The 17,456-nt window shown below is 56.5% G+C and carries 15 protein-coding genes; 5 read left to right on the plus strand and 10 right to left on the minus strand.

Annotation, left to right across the window (positions count from 1 at the left end; genetic code table 11):
- Window positions 1-4: 4 nt before the first annotated feature.
- Both folE and FU672_RS04115 read right to left on the minus strand, forming a co-directional pair.
- On the minus strand, window positions 5-673 hold the full coding sequence (folE, locus tag FU672_RS04110) for a GTP cyclohydrolase I FolE (protein WP_148242274.1): 669 nt from the start codon (window positions 671-673) through the stop codon (window positions 5-7).
- 102 nt (window positions 674-775) lie between these two features.
- Window positions 776-1,924, minus strand: a complete 1,149-nt coding sequence (locus tag FU672_RS04115; protein ID WP_148242275.1) for a YbfB/YjiJ family MFS transporter — start codon at window positions 1,922-1,924, stop codon at window positions 776-778.
- 138 nt (window positions 1,925-2,062) lie between these two features.
- On the opposite strand from FU672_RS04115, the gene fghA reads away from it, so the two are divergent.
- Window positions 2,063-2,890 (plus strand): S-formylglutathione hydrolase, encoded by an 828-nt coding sequence (gene fghA / locus FU672_RS04120; RefSeq protein ID WP_148242276.1) that lies wholly within the window; start codon window positions 2,063-2,065, stop codon window positions 2,888-2,890.
- A 103-nt stretch (window positions 2,891-2,993) separates the two neighbouring features.
- Here fghA and cirA read toward each other — a convergent pair whose 3' ends face one another.
- From cirA to yieE, 3 genes are all read right to left on the minus strand, one after another.
- Window positions 2,994-4,964: a catecholate siderophore receptor CirA gene (cirA, locus tag FU672_RS04125; RefSeq protein ID WP_148242277.1), complete on the minus strand. Its 1,971-nt coding sequence runs from the start codon at window positions 4,962-4,964 to the stop codon at window positions 2,994-2,996.
- 224 nt (window positions 4,965-5,188) lie between these two features.
- Window positions 5,189-6,658 (minus strand): amino acid permease, encoded by a 1,470-nt coding sequence (locus FU672_RS04130; protein WP_148242278.1) that lies wholly within the window; start codon window positions 6,656-6,658, stop codon window positions 5,189-5,191.
- A 180-nt stretch (window positions 6,659-6,838) separates the two neighbouring features.
- Window positions 6,839-7,705 (minus strand): DNA-binding transcriptional regulator YeiE, encoded by an 867-nt coding sequence (gene yieE, locus FU672_RS04135; protein ID WP_148242279.1) that lies wholly within the window; start codon window positions 7,703-7,705, stop codon window positions 6,839-6,841.
- A gap of 97 nt (window positions 7,706-7,802) precedes the next feature.
- Here yieE and FU672_RS04140 point away from each other — a divergent pair, with 97 nt between their 5' ends.
- Both FU672_RS04140 and nfo read left to right on the plus strand, forming a co-directional pair.
- Window positions 7,803-8,849 carry a YeiH family protein gene (locus FU672_RS04140; RefSeq protein ID WP_148242280.1) on the plus strand — a complete coding sequence of 349 codons (1,047 nt, stop codon included), beginning with the start codon at window positions 7,803-7,805 and terminating at the stop codon, window positions 8,847-8,849.
- A 65-nt stretch (window positions 8,850-8,914) separates the two neighbouring features.
- Window positions 8,915-9,772 carry a deoxyribonuclease IV gene (gene nfo / locus FU672_RS04145; RefSeq protein WP_148242281.1) on the plus strand — a complete coding sequence of 286 codons (858 nt, stop codon included), beginning with the start codon at window positions 8,915-8,917 and terminating at the stop codon, window positions 9,770-9,772.
- A gap of 47 nt (window positions 9,773-9,819) precedes the next feature.
- Here nfo and fruA read toward each other — a convergent pair whose 3' ends face one another.
- The 3 genes from fruA to fruB are packed head-to-tail and all read right to left on the minus strand — an operon-like array spanning window position 9,820 to window position 13,590.
- A complete protein-coding gene (gene fruA, locus FU672_RS04150) occupies window positions 9,820-11,505 on the minus strand; it encodes a PTS fructose transporter subunit IIBC (RefSeq protein WP_148242282.1) in 1,686 nt (561 codons plus the stop codon).
- Window positions 11,506-11,521: 16 nt separating this feature from the next.
- Complete coding sequence (gene fruK / locus FU672_RS04155; protein ID WP_047346570.1) at window positions 11,522-12,460, minus strand: 1-phosphofructokinase; 939 nt, start codon at window positions 12,458-12,460, stop codon at window positions 11,522-11,524.
- A complete protein-coding gene (fruB, locus tag FU672_RS04160) occupies window positions 12,460-13,590 on the minus strand; it encodes a fused PTS fructose transporter subunit IIA/HPr protein (protein WP_148242283.1) in 1,131 nt (376 codons plus the stop codon). Before fruB ends, fruK begins: the two co-directional genes overlap by 1 nt.
- A gap of 362 nt (window positions 13,591-13,952) precedes the next feature.
- Between fruB and setB the strand changes: the two genes are divergently transcribed.
- Window positions 13,953-15,134: a sugar efflux transporter SetB gene (gene setB / locus FU672_RS04165; protein ID WP_148242284.1), complete on the plus strand. Its 1,182-nt coding sequence runs from the start codon at window positions 13,953-13,955 to the stop codon at window positions 15,132-15,134.
- Here setB and FU672_RS04170 read toward each other — a convergent pair.
- Window positions 15,131-15,385 carry a YkgJ family cysteine cluster protein gene (locus FU672_RS04170; RefSeq protein ID WP_148242497.1) on the minus strand — a complete coding sequence of 85 codons (255 nt, stop codon included), beginning with the start codon at window positions 15,383-15,385 and terminating at the stop codon, window positions 15,131-15,133. The genes setB and FU672_RS04170 overlap by 4 nt on opposite strands.
- A 164-nt stretch (window positions 15,386-15,549) precedes the next feature.
- Between FU672_RS04170 and yeiP the strand changes: the two genes are divergently transcribed.
- Complete coding sequence (gene yeiP / locus FU672_RS04175) at window positions 15,550-16,122, plus strand: elongation factor P-like protein YeiP (RefSeq protein WP_008500940.1); 573 nt, start codon at window positions 15,550-15,552, stop codon at window positions 16,120-16,122.
- A gap of 117 nt (window positions 16,123-16,239) precedes the next feature.
- Here yeiP and uxuA read toward each other — a convergent pair whose 3' ends face one another.
- Complete coding sequence (gene uxuA, locus FU672_RS04180; RefSeq protein WP_148242285.1) at window positions 16,240-17,430, minus strand: mannonate dehydratase; 1,191 nt, start codon at window positions 17,428-17,430, stop codon at window positions 16,240-16,242.
- Between the last annotated feature and the right edge of the window lie 26 nt (window positions 17,431-17,456).

The following is a 17,456-nucleotide window of genomic DNA, read 5'->3' on the forward strand; positions in this document are numbered from 1 at the left end:
AGACTTAGTTGTGGTGACGTACCGCGCGCAGGAACTCCTGGCGGGTATTCTGGCTCGACTTAAACAGGCCGCCCAGCGACGTGGTGGTCGTTGCACTGGTTGCATCACGCACGCCGCGCGCTTTCACGCAGTAGTGAACCGCGTCGATAGAGACGGCCACGTTATTAGTGCCCAGCAGCGTTTGCAACGCAGTCAGGATCTGCTGCGTCAGACGCTCCTGCACCTGCGGACGCTGAGCAAAGAACCGCACGATACGGTTGATCTTCGACAGGCCAATCACCGTGTCTTTAGGGATATACGCCACGGTCGCTTTACCGTCGATGGTGACGAAATGGTGTTCGCAGGTGCTGGTCAGCGTGATATCGCGTACCGTCACCATCTCATCCACTTTCATCTTGTTTTCAATGACGGTGATTTTCGGGAAGTTGGCGTAATCCAGCCCGGAGAAAATTTCGTCGACGTACATTTTCGCGATACGGTGCGGTGTCTCCATCAGACTGTCGTCACTCAGATCGAGATTCAGCAGCTCCATGATATCGGTCATATGACCGGCAATCAGACGCTTGCGGGTTTCATTGTCCAAATCCTGTACGGGCGGACGCAGTGGCGTTTCAAGACCGCGCGCAACCAGGGCTTCGTGGACCAGGGCAGCTTCTTTACTGAGTGATGACATTTTGTTCTCCTGCAGGTGTGGCGTCTTTTGCCCTCGTTGTGGCAAAAGTATGCGCTCATTGTGCGTGAGGCGGCGCACATAATCCAGTATTCACGACGATAATTATTGCAATTGCTGCTGCCTTTCAGCGTGACGATTCCAGACCAGGGCTCCCCCGACGAACAGCGCAACGCCCGCCAGCCCCAGCGCGGGCTCCAGCCGATGGGTAAGCCAGGTTGATAACGCCGAGGTCACCGGACCAATCAACTGCCCAATCGCATACCCGGTGGTGAGCAGTCCTGCCATATAGCGCGTGTGGTTTGGCGCCAGCTCGCGACCGTATAAAAGAGAGAGCTGCACGGCACACAGAAAGCCACCGCCCACCAGCAGCCCGCCCGTCAGCAAACCGCCAATCCCCGGCAGCAGCCAGGCCGCCAGCACGCCAGCCCCCTGTAACCACAGCACGATAGCCAGCCTGCGGTTAGTCGTTGAGGTGTGGCGTAAAAGAATACTGAGCGCAATACCCACCACGGCGGCGATACCAAAAATCGGCCAGACAAACTGCGCAAACAGGCTGCCGGGAAAACGCACCGCCGCCATTTGCGACAGGAATGTCGCCGGGAGGATATAGCCAAACCCGGCCAGGCTGTAGCTCCAGACCAGGCTCTTTAAATCCGCCGTCAGCACCAGCGGCTCTGGCGCGGTGCCGGGTCGATGGAGCTGCCCGGATCGCGGCAGGTAGCGCGCCACCAGCGCAATCAGCACCAGCGCCAGCACGCCGTAGATTTGCCATGCCGCCCCGGCCGAAAGGGATCTCGCCTGGATATAGACAGCGAGCAGCCCGCTCAGGGCAATGCCCGCCCCCGGTCCGGCAAACACGGCAGCGCTCAGGCCCGGTTTACCCAGTTGCCCCAGCCGTTCGTTTGTCCAGGCGGCAATGAGTACCATCGACCAGCCGCTCATGCAGCCAATCACAAAGCGCAGCAGGCCGTGCACGACGGCGTTATCCGCCGCCGCGGAGAGCAGCGTCAGCGCAACCGCACCAGTGATGCCAAGCCAGAGGCGCGTTTCCACAAAGCGGTGCGCACGCATGGCATCCCATGCCCCCACCAGATAGCCCAGATAATTCATCGCCGCCACCAGACCCGCGCTGGTGAGCGTAAGCTGCCCGGCAGCAATCATGAGCGGCACCTGAGGCGTAAAGGCAAAGCGCCCTATTCCCATTGCCACCACCAGAACGACAAATCCACTGAGCGCAATACGCAGCGCCATGACCGCTCCAATTGTTAAAGAAAAGTAAATTTATGATGCAGCATCTCGCCGTCTGGCGAAAGTGAAAGTTACTCACAGGTCAATGAAAAGGCTGTATTATGGTTTTTATGAATACGCATTCTCATTAAGGAGCCCTGCATGGAACTGCTCGAAGAGCACCGTTGTTTTGAAGGTCGACAGCAGCGCTGGCGGCATGACTCCACCGTCCTGAACTGTGCGATGACGTTCAGTATTTTCCTGCCGCCGACGGAAAATCCGCCGGTTCTGTTCTGGCTGTCAGGCCTGACCTGCAACGACGAAAACTTCACCACCAAAGCGGGCGCGCAGCGACTTGCCGCTGAGCTGGGCATTGCGCTTGTGATGCCAGACACCAGCCCGCGTGGTGATGATGTGGCCGACGATGCAGGATACGACCTGGGCAAAGGTGCCGGGTTTTATCTGAATGCGACCGAGCAGCCCTGGGCGCGCCACTACCGCATGTATGATTACATTCGCGACGAGCTGCCCGCGCTGATTCAGTCCGGGTTTGCAGTAAGCGACCGCTGCGCCATCAGCGGCCACTCCATGGGCGGACATGGGGCGTTAATCATGGCGCTAAAAAATCCGGGAAAATACGTCAGCGTGTCGGCATTTGCGCCAATTGTGAACCCTACGCAGGTGCCGTGGGGGCAGAAAGCCTTCACGAACTATCTGGGTGAAGATGAAGAGAAATGGCTGGAATGGGATAGCTGTGCGCTGATGCTCGCCAGCAACTCAGCAAATGCGATCCCGATGCTTATCGATCAGGGCGATGCGGACCAGTTCCTCGCCGGACAGCTACAGCCTGCGGCGCTCGCTGAAGCGGCACGCCAGAAGGACTGGCCGCTGACGCTGCGCATTCAGCCGGGGTATGACCACAGCTATTACTTTATCGGGTCCTTTATTGAGGATCATCTGCGCTTCCATGCGGAGCATTTGTTCGGGTAAGTGCGGCCTTTATTGCCCGGTGGCGCTTCGCTTACCGGGCCTACGGGCTTGTGCCCTTTTGTAGGCCGGGTAAGGCGCAGCCACCACCCGGCACATGACCTCATCAGAACTTATAATCCACGCCGACAAAGTAGCGACGGCCATCTTCCGTATAGCTGTAATCGTCGCGGCTCAGATCTTTATCCAGCAGGTTCTGCACGCCCGCGCGCAGCTTAACGGCTTTCGTTACCTGCCATGCCGCACCGGTATTCCAGATGACATAGCCACCCGGCGTTGGTTCACTGCTGGTCAGCGCGCGTTTCTCACCGGTGTAGTTGCCCTGAACATAGAACGACCAGTCCTGCGTTGCCTTCCAGTCAACGGTACCGTTGACGGTGTGGAATGGCAGTTCGGACAGCGGTTTGTTGCCGCCGTTGCTGATATCACGACCGTCGTTGTAGGTGTAGTTCAGGGTCACTTTCCAGTCGTCCGCCAGCGGGAATTTCAGCTCGGTCTCCACCCCGCGGATGCGCGCCTTGTTAACGTTGTAGTAGCGGAAAATCGGTTCACCGTCCGCATTCAGGCCAACGTAGTTAGGGTAGCCCTGGGCCTGTTTCGCATTGGCCGTACGGCTGATGCTGATGCGGTCATCCACATTATTCTGGAAGGTGGTGACGCTGGCCTGCACGCCCTCTAACCAGCCCTCTTCCCCGCTGTAGTAGAGACCGAATTCGAAGCTCTCGCTGGTTTCCGGTTTCAGATCCGGGTTACCGACAATCTCACAGGCACCGCGGCACGAGCCGGTGACCCAGTCCGGGCTCAGCTGCAGCAGTGACGGCGCTTTAAACGCGGTTGCCCAGCCCCCTTTCACCGTTACGGTATCGGTCGCGTTGTAAACCAGATAGGCTCGCGGGCTCCAGTGATCGCCGTAGGTATCATGGTCGTCCATACGGATGCCGGTGGTCAGCGCCAGAGGTTCAAAGATACGCCACTCATCTTCAAGGAACAGAGCATACTGGCTTGTCGACGTACTGCTGCTGGAACCGCCCGTCAGGTTGACCGGATCTTTCAGCTTATCGTGACGCCATTCGCCGCCGAAGGTCAGCAACTGGTTGATTTCGCCCAGCGGCAGCACGTATTTTCCGTCCACCGCGTTGCTCTCGGAGGTGATCGGATTGCTGTTGCCCGGGTTTTTGTTATCCACCTTTTCGCCGTAAACCTTCAGCTCGCTGTTGCCGACGCCCCAACGACCGTTGTGGCTGAGAGAGTAGTTCTGACGCTCAAGGCGGTTTTTGTCGAGGGAATCCGAGTCGCGATCCTGACGGTCGAAACCGTAGCCCGCCGTAAAGTCGTGATTTTCAGACGGTGTCCAGGCGAATTCCACATTCGCATCGCGGCTGGTAAAGCCCTCAATGCGCGGTGTTTCACCGCTCGCCGTGGTAGAGGATTTCTGCTGACCGTCTTTCTCACGCTTCGCGAGGCTACCGTAAGCTTTCAGCCCCAGCAGGCCGTCCACCAGCGGACCGCTGGTATAGAACTGACCGTTGTACGTGTCTCCACGATCGCGATGTTCCTGAACCGTGGAATCGGCGCTCAGGGTGCCCGTCCATTTCTGGCCGATTTTTTTGGTGATAATGTTCACCACGCCGCCCAGCGCATCGGAACCGTAAAGAGAAGACATCGGTCCGCGTACCACTTCGATTCGTTCGATGGCGTCAACCGGCACCCAGTTGAGGTCGAAATCATTATGGCGGAACACCGCGTTACGCGAGTTGACGCGCTTGCCGTCGATCAGGATCAGCGTGTAGCTGCTGTCCAGTCCACGAATACTTACCCCTTTACGGTTGTCCCCTTCGCTCGTGAGCTGAACGCCCGGCACCTCCCGTAACACATCTTTCAGATTCTGAACGGGTTTGCGCTGCAAATCTTCCTGGGTAATCACGCTGATGCTTGCCGGTGCGTCTTTCAGGTTTTGCTCGGTCGCGGAGGCCGTAACAACCATTGTGTCACCGGATTCCGCTGCGATAACAGGCAGGGCCAGGGACATTGCGGACGCACAAAGTCCTCCCCTGACGAAGGGATTCAACCTAAACATTCCATATCTCCATGAGGTAAATACAACTAAATCAAATCATTATTGCTCACAGCGTCTTCCCTGCCGCCCACATCTGCGGTGGGTCGGTGACACGCTAATTTTTGATAACGATAAAGCAAACGATAATTATTATCAATTAAATTGTTAAGAGATATATCTTTGTTTCAGCGTGCGGGAATAAAAAAACCCGCTCGGATGAGCGGGTTAAAAGAGAGGATGTGCGGTTATTGTTTAAATCGTTCCGGGAATTCCATTTCACTGTAGGGAACGAATTTTGTTCCTTTCGTCAGTTTGTAACCAAACCAGATGACGAGGAACAGCGGAATACCAATGTAGGTCGCCGTGACGGCACCCCAGTCAATGGTGTCCGCCAGGAACGCTTCGTAGTTCTGTCCAAGCGTAATGATCAGACACAGAATGAAGGCGAAAATGGGACCCAGTGGGAAGAATCCTGAGCGATACGGCAGCGAGTTAATATCGTGACCCTGCTTGACGAAGCCGCGGCGGAAACGATAGTGGCTAATGGCAATCCCCAGCCAGGCAATAAAGCCCGTCATTCCGGACGTGTTAAGCAGCCACAGGTACACCGTCTGGTTGCCAAACATGGAGGTCAGGAAGCACAGACCGGCAATCACCGTTGTGGCGTACAGCGCGTTACGCGGTACACCGCCACGGGACAGTTTCGCGAAGATACGCGGTGCTTTACCGTCGCATGCCAGCGTGTAGAGCATACGGGTGGACGCATACATCCCGGAGTTACCGGCTGAAAGCACAGCGGTCAGGATAACGGCGTTCATCACTGCCGCGGCTGAAAGCAGACCGGCGTGCTGGAAGACCAGCGTGAACGGACTGACGCTAATGTCTTTTACGTCATTACGCAGCAGGCTTGGATCGGTGTACGGGATGATCAGGCTGATAATCAGGATCGCAAACACATAGAACAGCAGGATACGCCAGAATACCTGACGGACCGCACGCGGAATATTTTTCTCCGGGTTCTCTGACTCACCGGCGGCGATACCAATCAGCTCGGTCCCCTGGAAGGAGAAGCCGACAATCATTGCCACGCCAATCATCGCCGACAGTCCACCGGCAAACGGCGCATCGCCTATCGTCCAGTTACTCCAGCCCACAGGTTCAGCGCCTTTGAAAATACCAACGATCATCGCCACACCGACGACGATAAAGATGATGACGGTTGCCACTTTGATCAAAGAGAACCAGTATTCCGCTTCTCCGAACCCGCGCACGGAGATGTAGTTCAGCAGGAAGATGACGGCCAGGAACAGAGCACTCCAGATCCAGCCCGGCGTATCCGGGAACCACCAGTTCATCACCAGCTGTGCGGCGACAAGGTCAACGGCGATAGTGACCGCCCAGTTGTACCAGTAGTTCCAGCCCAGCGCGAAGCCGAAGCCTTCTTCAACGTATTTTTGACCGTAGGTCGAGAACGAACCGGATACCGGCATGTACGCGGCCAGTTCGCCGAGACTGGTCATCAGGAAGTACACCATCAGGCCAATCAGGATATAAGAGAAGAGCGCCCCGCCCGGGCCGGCTGCCGAAATTGTTGCACCAGAGGCAACGAAAAGACCTGTGCCGATTGAGCCGCCAATGGCGATCATCGTCAGGTGACGCGCCTTGAGTTCACGACGTAGCGTGGGCGCTTCTGTGGTTTTAATTTCTGAAACCATATGAAAATGCTGTCCATTTAATAAATGAGGCGCGATTGTAGCAGACGATCCGCGTTCCTTCCGGCAGAAATGCTCAGTTATAAGAGAGCTTCATGACTCGGCCAGGATTATAAGTAAAGCATAAAAATATGGGGTGACAGGCGCGCGTAGCCCCGGTAAGCGAAGCGCCACCAGGGAACGTTAGATGGCGCAGTAGCGCAGAAAACGCTGCAGAGAACTGGAAAGGTGTTTCTGGCGGTGATGAATGCACCATAGCGTGCGCACCAGTTTCGGCAATGGAACCGGGATTTCAACCAGCGACCCCGTTTCAAGCTGTTCGGCAATGACGCGCCGGGAAAGACAGCTGATCCCCAGGCCATGACGCACCGCGTGCTTGATGGCCTCTGAGTTCCCCAGCTCCATCCCCAGCTGGAAATGTGGCAGATGGGAAAGCAGCAGATAATCGACAATTTCACGCGTGCCGGAGCCTTGTTCACGCAGGATCCACTGCGCCTGCGCCAGACGCTCCAGCGTCACCTCGCCCTGTAATAACGACGAGGCCGGGGGCGCAAACACCACCAGCTCATCGTCCAGCCAGGGCTCGGCAATGATATCGACGTTATGGCAGGGCCCTTCGATGAGGCCGATATCCACGCGGAAATCGATCACTGCATTGATCACGTCCTGGCTATTGCCGACGCTCATCTCCAGCGGCAGGGTGGGGAAATCCCGGCGGTAGCGGGCAATCACTTCCGGCAGGATGTAGTTCCCGATGGTGCTGCTGGCGTAAACGCGGATAGCGCCGTTGTCTTCGCGAAACAGCTGTTCGATTTCGATAGCCTGCTCCAGCAGCGCCAGCGCGCGTGGATAAAGAAGACGACCGTGCTCGTTGACCACCAGACGTTTCCCTACCCTGTCGAAAAGCTGAACGCCCAGCTGTCCTTCAAGATCGGTCAATGCCGCGCTGACCGCAGATTGCGAGAGCGCCAGCATTTGTGACGCCTGGGTCGTAGAGCCGCTTTTCAGCACCTCGGCAAACACTTCCAGCTGACGCAATGTAATGTGCATGGTTGCTTACCACTTATATAGATTAATTATAAGTATATAATCAATTTTATTTTTAAGCCAGAGCGCCGTAACCTTTAGCCAGACAAAGGAGAAGGTTATGTCAGAAATCACCTTACAACATCATCGTACAGTGTGGCACTTCGTGCCGGGCCTCGCGCTTAGCGCAGCAGTGACCTCCGTAGCGCTATGGGGCGGCAGCATCCCGGCTATCGCAGGCGCAGGTTTTAGCGCGTTGACGCTGGCCATTTTGCTGGGCATGGTCGTGGGAAATACCGTTTACCCGCATATCTGGAAATCCTGCGACGGCGGCGTGATCTTTGCCAAACAGCACCTGCTGCGTCTCGGGATCATCCTTTACGGCTTCCGTCTCACCTTTTCGCAGATTGCGGACGTGGGTGTGAGCGGGATTGCCATCGACGTCCTGACCCTGACCAGCACCTTTTTACTGGCCTGCTTTATTGGCCAGAAAGTCTTTGGCCTGGATAAGCAAACCAGCTGGCTGATCGGTGCCGGGAGCAGTATCTGTGGGGCAGCGGCAGTGCTGGCAACAGAACCCGTCGTTAAAGCCGAAGCCAGCAAGGTGACCGTGGCGGTGGCGACGGTGGTGATCTTCGGTACGCTGGCGATTTTCCTCTACCCGGCAATGTATCCGCTGGTTGCCCACTGGTTTAGCCCGGAAACCTACGGCATCTACATCGGTTCGACCATGCACGAAGTGGCCCAGGTGGTGGCGGCAGGACATGCCATTAACCCGGAAGCTGAAAACGCGGCGGTGATTGCCAAAATGCTGCGCGTGATGATGCTGGCGCCGTTCCTGATTTTCCTCGCGGCGCGGGTTAAACAGCTGGCACCGGCGAACAGCAATCAGAAGAGTAAAATCACCATTCCGTGGTTTGCGATCCTGTTTATCGTGGTAGCGATTTTCAACTCCTTCCACCTGCTGCCGAAAGCCGTTGTCGATATGCTGGTGACGCTGGATACCGTGCTGCTGGCGATGGCCATGGCGGCGCTGGGGGTGACCACACACGTCAGCGCGCTGAAAAAAGCCGGCGCGAAACCGCTGCTGATGGCGCTGGTGCTCTTCATTTGGCTGATTGTCGGCGGCGGCGCGATTAACCTCGCCGTGCACAGCCTGATGGCATAAACCATCTCGTCCTTCTCCTGCTAACCCGCTATCATAAGCGTTTCGGGTTAGCAGGAGTTTTTTTTATGAAATATGTAGGAGCGCACGTCAGCGCTGCAGGTGGCCTTGCGAATGCCGCCATTCGCGCCGCCGAAATCGAGGCGACCGCTTTCGCCCTGTTCACCAAAAACCAGCGCCAGTGGCGCGCCGCAGCGCTCACCACTGACGTGATTGATGATTTCAAGGCTGCCTGTGAGAAGTATCACTACGGGCCAGGCCAGATCCTTCCCCACGACAGCTACCTGATCAACCTCGGTCACCCGGTTGAAGAGGCGCTGGAAAAATCCCGCGAGGCGTTTCTTGATGAAGTACAGCGCTGCGAACAGCTGGGGCTGACGCTGCTGAACTTCCATCCGGGTAGCCATCTGATGCAAATCGATGAAGATGCCTGCCTGGCGCGTATTGCCGAGTCCATCAACATCACGCTAGACAAGACCAAAGGCGTCACCGCGGTGATTGAGAATACCGCCGGTCAGGGCAGCAACCTCGGCTTCAGGTTCGAACATCTGGCGGCGATTATCGACGGCGTGGAAGATAAATCCCGCGTTGGCGTATGCATTGATACCTGCCACGCGTTTGCCGCCGGTTATGATCTGCGCACAACCGAGGCAACGAAAAACACGTTTGATGAGTTCGAGCGCATTGTTGGCTTTAAGTACCTGCGCGGAATGCACTTAAACGATGCGAAAAGCGCCTTTGGTAGCCGCGTTGACCGCCACCACAGCCTGGGCGAAGGCAACATTGGCCACGATGCGTTCCGCTTCATTATGCAGGACGCCCGCTTCGACGGTATTCCGATGGTGCTGGAAACCATTAATCCGGATATCTGGGCAGAAGAGATTGCCTGGTTGAAGGCACAGCAAACCGCTGAACAGGCGGCATAAAAAAAGCCGGGTGCGTAATGCGACCCGGCTTTTTTGTTGTTTATCGCTTACGCTGCTTTTGCCACGACTTCCGCTTCCGGACGTTTCAGCACCGCGTAAGAGAGACCCGCCACCAGCGTACCGGCAACGATGGCCAGCAGATAGCCCAGTACCGGCGTGATGGCGCCAGGGATCAGCAGCACGAACAGACCACCGTGTGGTGCCATCAGTTTTGCGCCAATCGCCATGGAGATTGCACCCGTTACCGCGCCACCGACGATACAGCACGGCAGTACACGCATTGGGTCACGTGCTGCGAACGGAATCGCGCCTTCGGTGATGAAGCACAAGCCCAGAACCAGCGCCGCTTTGCCGCCTTCCTGCTGTGCTTTATCGAACTTACGACGGGCAATAATCGTCGCCAGGCCGAGCGCCAGAGGAGGCACCATACCGGCCGCCATGATGGCTGCCATTGGCGCGTAGGTCTGGGTACTCAGCAGGCCAACACCAAAGGCGTACGCCGCTTTGTTCACCGGACCACCCATGTCGGTACACATCATGCCACCGAGAATTGCCCCCAGCAGAACCGCGTTCGCGGTACCCATGGTTTGCAGCCAGTGGGTCAGACCCGCCAGGATGCCCGCAACCGGCTTACCAATCAGGTAAATCATCGCCAGACCGACCACCAGGCTGGAAATCAGCGGGATGATCAGAATCGGTTTCAGCGCTTCCATACTCTGCGGCAGCTTGAGCTTCGAGCTGATGAGCTTCGCGACGTAACCGGCCAGGAAGCCCGCGATAATACCGCCGATAAAGCCGGAACCGGTGCTCACGGCCAGCATACCGCCGATAAGACCCGGCGTCAGGCCAGGACGGTCAGCGATGGAGAAGGCAATAAAGCCGGCCAGAACGGGTACCATCAGTGCGAACGCGGATCCGCCGCCAATCTGCATTAACGCAGCGGCCAGCGTGCCTTGCTCTTTAAACGCGGTAATACCAAATGCGAACGAAAGGGCAATACACAGACCACCCGCAACTACCATCGGCAGCATGTAAGACACACCGGTCAACAGATGGCGATATGCGCCTGCAGACTCTTTCTTACCTTCCGTCGCGGTTTGACGTGCGCCGGTTGCCTGATACGGCTTCGCTTCCACCAGCGCTTTATCAAACTCCTGCGCGGTCTTTTTCAGCGCCAGGCCGGTAGACGTACGGTACATGGGCTTACCGGCAAATTTCGCCAGATCCACTTCGATATCCGCCGCCACGATCACCAGATCGGCCTCAGCCACTTCTTCTGGGGTGATAGCGTTGCCGGCACCGACGGAGCCACGCGTTTCAACTTTTACCCACCAGCCGCGTTTTTTCGCTTCGGTTTCAATGGCTTCAGCTGCCATAAAGGTGTGAGCCACGCCCGTCGGGCAGGCCGTCACTGCAACAATACGTTTCGGACCCGCAGCCGCAGCCGGTGCCGTCGCGACAGGCGCGCTGTAGACAGACGCGTGACCTTTCGCTTCGCTCAGGAACAGTTCCGGGTGTGCCACCGCGCGATTAATATCGCCCAGCCACACTTTTTTGCCGTTCAGCGCACTGTCAGCCGGGATTTTGTCGCCCAGTACAATGGCCAGTTCTGCATCGCCTGGATTATCGATAATGTCCAGATGTGCTTTTTGTGCCGCCGCGCCCAGCAAGGTCTTCGCCATATAGGCGCGGGCCTGTCCGAGACCGGAGTCAATGATCAGCAGCGTTTTCATTATTCCTCTCCTGCTGTTAGTTAAAAGGTTTTAAGTCAACGCGCGCCATCATCGCGGCTAACTGGGTACGATCGGTAATACCGACATTGCTCTGGCTTACGGCCAGGGCAGCAACGGCGGTGGCAAGACGTAAAGTATGTTCACTGGATTCACGCATCAGCAGACCGTAAATCAGGCCGCCAACCATGGAATCCCCTGCGCCAACGGTGCTGACAACGTCAACCGACGGCGGTTTGGCGATCCATTCACCTGACGCGTTAACCCACAACGCGCCTTCTGCACCAAGAGAGATCACCACATGAGCGATACCCTGCTCGCGCAGCGCATGGGCAGCGTCAATCACATCTTTTAATTCTGGCAGCTTACGACCCGCCCAGATCTCCAGCTCGCGGCGATTCGGCTTCACCAGCCACGGCGAGGCTTTCAGGCCCGCAACCAGCGCGTCGCGGCTGCTGTCAAAAATGATGCACGGGCACTGGCTGCGCAGGCGCGTCATCCAGTCGGTAAACGCTTCCGGGCTCACGCCGGACGGCAGGCTGCCGCTGACGCAGACCATATCGAACTGACCAAGCCAGGTCAGAGAGTCGTTAACAAAACGCTCCCAGTCTGACGGCGTCACTTCGAAGCCAGAGAAGTTCAGATCGGTCACTTCACCGTCTTTCTCCGTCAGCTTAACGTTGATACGGGTACGGCCCTGAACAATCTGAAAACGGTTGGCAATACCCAGCTCGCTGAACAGCTGCTGGAAACCATCCTGGTTATCTTTACCGAGGAATCCACCCACGGTGACATCGATACCGAGATCCTTGAGCACTTTCGCGACGTTAATCCCTTTACCCGCAGCATGCAGGCCAGTGGTACGCACGAGGTTGACTTCGCCGCGCTCAATTTCCGGGCAAAATCCTACCAGGTCATAAGCCGGGTTCAGCGTAATAGTCGCAACACGTCTGCTCATTATGCGCCCTCCCCCAGACCCGCCGCGATGGCATCGCCAATCGCTTTCAGCGCCTGTTCAGCATCGGCACCCTGCGCGGTGAAACGCAGACGGTGGCCTTTCTTCACGCCCAGCGCGACAACTTTCATCAGACTACGGCCATTGGCCGGTTTGCCCGTGCCATCAAGATTCGCCACGGTGATCTCACTCTCGAATTGTTTAATGGTATTCACCAGCATGGTGCCCGGACGGGCATGCAGGCCGTGCTCGTTACGTACCACGAACTCAGCGGTCTGCACGTCTTCAGTCGGCGCATCATCACTGGTCAGCAGTGCCAGCACGGTGGAGGCATCAGCGTTCAGCAGTTTTTCAGCTTTGTTGTTCAGCAGCAAATCGCCCAGACGCTTCAGCACAGAAACCGGCTGTTCATCGTTCATCGCCACGGTCACCAGCATGGCCGCGCGCTCGCCTTCTACGTCAAACGCATTGGCCGCACGGCTCACGGCGATAGCACTGCGCAGGTTGCCTTCAGCACTGTCGTTCAGCCAGATACCCTGACCCAGATTCAACGGCTTATCATTAATCACGCGCGTCACAAACGTGGCATCCGCCGCGCCAGCTTCTTTCAGACGACCCGCATTCAGCGCCTGCAGCGTCACCAGATCGGAGGCAGCCACATCCAGCGTTAGCGTTTCATTATCCAGTTTCAGCGCTTCGCTCTGCTTTTCGCCCATCAGCAAGGCGCGAAGCTCTTCAGCTGTTGTTGCGGACTTAAGCTGTTCAGCCACATCGTCATCGCTCAGGACATGCGTCAGCTGACGCAGCAGACCTAAGTGTTCGTCGCTGCTGGCCGCGATACCGATAGCCACATAGGCCACCTGACCGTCGCCCCAGAGCACGCCCTGCGGGAACTGATAAACCTGAACCCCGGTTTTCAACACCTGATCGCGGGTGTCGGTTGTGCCGTGCGGAATGGCAATGCCATTGCCGAGGAAGGTTGAGGTCTGCTGCTCGCGGGTCAGCATGCCATTTACATAGCCGTCCGCGACGTTACCCGCCTGCACAAGCGCAGCGGCAACCTGGCGAATAGCCTCTTCTTTATCCCCGGCCTGAGCGCCCGGGTGGATATCCTGAACAGATAACTGGAACATGGTTCTCCACTCCTGCTGAACTTGAATCGTTTCAGCTTTAATGAGAAAAAATGCGCTAGCCTGCTCCGTTTGTTAAAACAAGATAGCGCTGAAACGTTTCAAAAAGTCTTGCGCTTTCTGCAATGTCTTGCAAGTAAAGTCGTATTTCCGATCTCAGAATTTAGAGATACAGCACATTTCTTCTTCGTTCAGCTGAATTTTGCTGAAGTTCAGCAAGACAGTTTCAGCTAAGGTCAGCCGGGTAAGATGTAAGTTGAAATGCCATTTTGATTTTTCGTGGCATCATTGACCGCACCCACTGTTTATTTTTTAGCTGACGGCGTAAACTCCGCCTCCTCTCTGCTACTCGCTAATTATAAAACATGCATAACACCCCTGCGGCCGTCTCGCCGAAGCCCTTTGATTTGACCTCAGCGGCATTCCTGGTTGTTGCCTTCTTTACGGGTATTGCCGGTGCGTTACAGACGCCGACATTGAGCTTATTCCTGACAAATGAGGTTCACGTCCGCCCGGCAATGGTCGGCTTCTTTTTTACCGGAAGCGCCATCATCGGCATCATGGTCAGCCAGTTTCTGGCGGGACGCTCCGACAGAAAAGGCGATCGTAAAAGCCTGATCGTTTTCTGCTGTCTGCTGGGGGTCATGGCCTGCGTTCTGTTTGCCTGGAACCGCAACTATTTCGTTCTGCTCTTCGTCGGGGTATTCCTGAGCAGCTTTGGCTCAACGGCGAACCCTCAGCTGTTCGCCCTTGCCCGCGAACACGCGGACCATACCGGACGTGAAGCGGTGATGTTCAGCTCTGTCCTGCGTGCTCAGGTATCGCTGGCGTGGGTGATTGGTCCGCCTCTGGCTTACGCGCTGGCGATGGGTTTTGGCTTTACGGTGATGTACCTGAGTGCGGCTGTCGCGTTTGTGGTGTGCGGCGCGCTGGTGTGGTTCTTCCTGCCGTCCATGCGCAAAGAGCCGAAAGTGACAACGGGTGTGCTGGAAGCACCGCGCCGCAACCGCCGCGATGCCCTGCTCCTGTTTGTTATCTGCACGCTGATGTGGGGCACCAACAGCCTGTATATCATCAATATGCCGCTGTTTATTATTGATGAACTGCATCTGTCGGAGAAGCTGGCGGGCATCATGATGGGCACCGCGGCCGGGCTTGAGATCCCGACGATGCTCATTGCGGGTTATTACGCTAAGCGCTTTGGAAAGCGTTTTTTAATGCGCCTCGCCGCTGTCGCCGGTCTGCTGTTCTATATCGGTATGTTGACGGTACATACGCCGGGGCTGTTGCTGGCTTTACAGCTGCTGAATGCCATCTATATTGGCATTCTCGCCGGGATAGGCATGCTCTATTTCCAGGATCTGATGCCGGGTCAGGCAGGCTCTGCTACCACCCTTTATACTAATACCACCCGCGTGGGCTGGATTATCGCTGGCTCAATGGCCGGTGTCGTTGCCGAAATCTGGAACTATCACACGGTGTTCTGGATAGCGCTGGTGATGTGTACGCTGACGATCGGCTGCCTGGCGAGGATTAAAGACGTTTAAGGCGCAGTGAGCGCTTCCAGCTCAAGAAGATACGTCATCGCCTGCCCTCGCGTGCTGCCGCACATTTCGGCAGCAGGCTGAAGCCCGGAGCAGACTTTCGGGCGCAACGGTGAACCGAAGATCATGCACAGGTTAGTTTCCGAGAGCTGGACGCAGCGGGTATTGGCAGGTTTGCCCTCTGGCATTCCTGGAATGGGGCTTGAAATGGACGGTGCAGTACAGCACGCGCCACAATCGGAACGGCAATCCATAAATGCTCTCTTTCGCTGACGATCGCCCGCGCAGTCGGGCATCGCGCGCACAGTAACACCTTTTGCGTATTGATAGCAAAACCCACGAATTCCTCTTGCCTGAAAGGCCGCGCGCGAGTAATTTGGCGCGATATTTTTTACCTCCCGTAAACAGGATTACTGCAATGCCAAGAGCGAACGAAATTAAGAAAGGTATGGTGCTGAATTACAACGGCAAACTGCTGATTGTGAAAGATATCGACATTCAGGCCCCGAGCGCCCGTGGTGCAGCAACGCTGTACAAAATGCGTTTCGCCGATGTGCGCACCGGCCTGAAAGTGGAAGAACGCTTTAAAGGTGACGATATCGTCGATACCGTGACCCTGACCCGTCGCTATGTTGATTTCTCCTACATCGACGGCAACGAATACGTGTTCATGGACAAAGAAGATTACACCCCGTACATCTTCACCAAAGATCAGATTGAAGAAGAGCTGCTGTTCATCCCTGAAGGCGGCATGCCTGACATGCAGGTCCTGACCTGGGACGGCGTGCTGCTGGCGCTGGAACTGCCTCAGACCGTCGATCTGGAAATCGTTGAAACCGCACCAGGTATCAAAGGCGCATCAGCAAGTGCCCGCAACAAACCGGCTACCCTGACGACCGGCCTGGTTGTGCAGGTGCCGGAATACCTCTCCGCTGGGGAAAAAATCCGCATCCATATCGAAGAAAAACGCTATATGGGTCGCGCTGACTGATTGCGGCGTTTGTCGGGTGGCGGCTTCGCCTTACCCGACCTACAAAAACACAAAAACCGGCTCTCAGGCCGGTTTTTTTGTAGGCCCAGTAAGCGTAGCGCCACCGGGCAACAGAGCTTACAGAAGCTCCGGATACTTCATCATCTTCAGCGTCAGTTCAACGCCGCGCACTTCCGCCATCCCTTTAAGACGGCCAATCGCCGAATAGCCCGGGTTGGTTTTCTTACGCAGATCGTCCAGCATCTGGTGACCGTGATCCGGACGGAACGGAATAGGACGCGCATCGCCCGCCTGCTTACGACGCGCCTCTTCCGCCAGAATGGCATCTACCACCGCCACCATATTCACATCGCCGCCCAGGTGCGCCGCCTCGTGGAAGGTTTTTGGATTCTCTTCGCGGCAGGTCGCACGCAGATGCGTGAAGTGGATACGATCGCCGAAGGTTTCAATCATCCGCACCAGGTCGTTATCCGCACGCACGCCGTAGGAGCCGGTACACATGGTAAAGCCGTTATAGATGCTGTTTACCGTCTCTTTCAGCCACTGCATATCTTCAAGAGTGGAAACGATACGCGGCAGGCCGAGGATAGGACGTGGAGGATCGTCCGGGTGCACGGCGAGGCGAACCCCTACCTCTTCAGCAACCGGCACAATAGCGCGCAGGAAATACGCCATGTTTTCACGCAGCTGGTGCTTATCAATATCGCCGTATTCCGCCAGGCGCGCGCGGAACTGATCCAGGGTATACCCCTCTTCAGCCCCCGGCAGGCCCGCAATAATATTACGGGTCAGCTTTTCGATGTCTGCGTCACTGGCGGCGTTAAACCACGCGAGCGCCTGCTGTTGCTCTTCCGCGGCGTAATCCGCTTCGGCGCCAGGGCGTTTCAGAATGTGCAGTTCGAATGCCGCAAAGGCTATCTGATCGAAACGCAGCGCTTTCGAGCCGTCCGGCATCTGATATTCAAGGTCGGTTCGCGTCCAGTCGAGGATGGGCATGAAGTTATAGCAGACCGTATCAATGCCGCAGGTCGCCAGGTTGCGAATGCTCTGCTGATAGTTAGCAATCCAGGTCTGGTATTCCCCTGAATGGGTTTTGATGTCTTCGTGAACCGGGATGCTTTCCACCACAGACCAGGTTAACCCCTTCTCCGCCAGCAGCGCCTGACGCTGTTGAATTTCTTCAACCGGCCAAACCTGACCGTTAGGAATATGATGCAGCGCCGTGACGACACCCGTTGCGCCAGCCTGGCGCACATCATCAAGAGAAACCGGATCGTTCGGCCCGTACCAACGCCAGGTTTGTTCCATTGCCTCACCCTCTTAAGTTGTTATAC

Source organism: Enterobacter asburiae (genome assembly GCF_008080435.1).
In the GTDB taxonomy this organism is placed as follows: domain Bacteria; phylum Pseudomonadota; class Gammaproteobacteria; order Enterobacterales; family Enterobacteriaceae; genus Enterobacter; species Enterobacter asburiae_C.

Bases quoted from the DNA above. Each gene is read 5' to 3' on its own strand.
- fruB (WP_148242283.1), bottom strand. From the start codon at position 13,590: ATGTTCCAGTTATCTGTTCAGGATATCCACCCGGGCGCTCAGGCCGGG.
- yeiP (WP_008500940.1), top strand. From the start codon at position 15,550: ATGCCAAGAGCGAACGAAATTAAGAAAGGTATGGTGCTGAATTACAAC.
- folE (WP_148242274.1), bottom strand. From the start codon at position 673: ATGTCATCACTCAGTAAAGAAGCTGCCCTGGTCCACGAAGCCCTGGTT.
- uxuA (WP_148242285.1), bottom strand. From the start codon at position 17,430: ATGGAACAAACCTGGCGTTGGTACGGGCCGAACGATCCGGTTTCTCTT.
- FU672_RS04115 (WP_148242275.1), bottom strand. From the start codon at position 1,924: ATGGCGCTGCGTATTGCGCTCAGTGGATTTGTCGTTCTGGTGGTGGCA.
- FU672_RS04140 (WP_148242280.1), top strand. From the start codon at position 7,803: ATGTCAGAAATCACCTTACAACATCATCGTACAGTGTGGCACTTCGTG.
- cirA (WP_148242277.1), bottom strand. From the start codon at position 4,964: ATGTTTAGGTTGAATCCCTTCGTCAGGGGAGGACTTTGTGCGTCCGCA.
- fruA (WP_148242282.1), bottom strand. From the start codon at position 11,505: ATGAAAACGCTGCTGATCATTGACTCCGGTCTCGGACAGGCCCGCGCC.
- FU672_RS04170 (WP_148242497.1), bottom strand. From the start codon at position 15,385: ATGGATTGCCGTTCCGATTGTGGCGCGTGCTGTACTGCACCGTCCATT.
- setB (WP_148242284.1), top strand. From the start codon at position 13,953: ATGCATAACACCCCTGCGGCCGTCTCGCCGAAGCCCTTTGATTTGACC.
- fruK (WP_047346570.1), bottom strand. From the start codon at position 12,460: ATGAGCAGACGTGTTGCGACTATTACGCTGAACCCGGCTTATGACCTG.
- nfo (WP_148242281.1), top strand. From the start codon at position 8,915: ATGAAATATGTAGGAGCGCACGTCAGCGCTGCAGGTGGCCTTGCGAAT.
- yieE (WP_148242279.1), bottom strand. From the start codon at position 7,705: ATGCACATTACATTGCGTCAGCTGGAAGTGTTTGCCGAGGTGCTGAAA.
- FU672_RS04130 (WP_148242278.1), bottom strand. From the start codon at position 6,658: ATGGTTTCAGAAATTAAAACCACAGAAGCGCCCACGCTACGTCGTGAA.
- fghA (WP_148242276.1), top strand. From the start codon at position 2,063: ATGGAACTGCTCGAAGAGCACCGTTGTTTTGAAGGTCGACAGCAGCGC.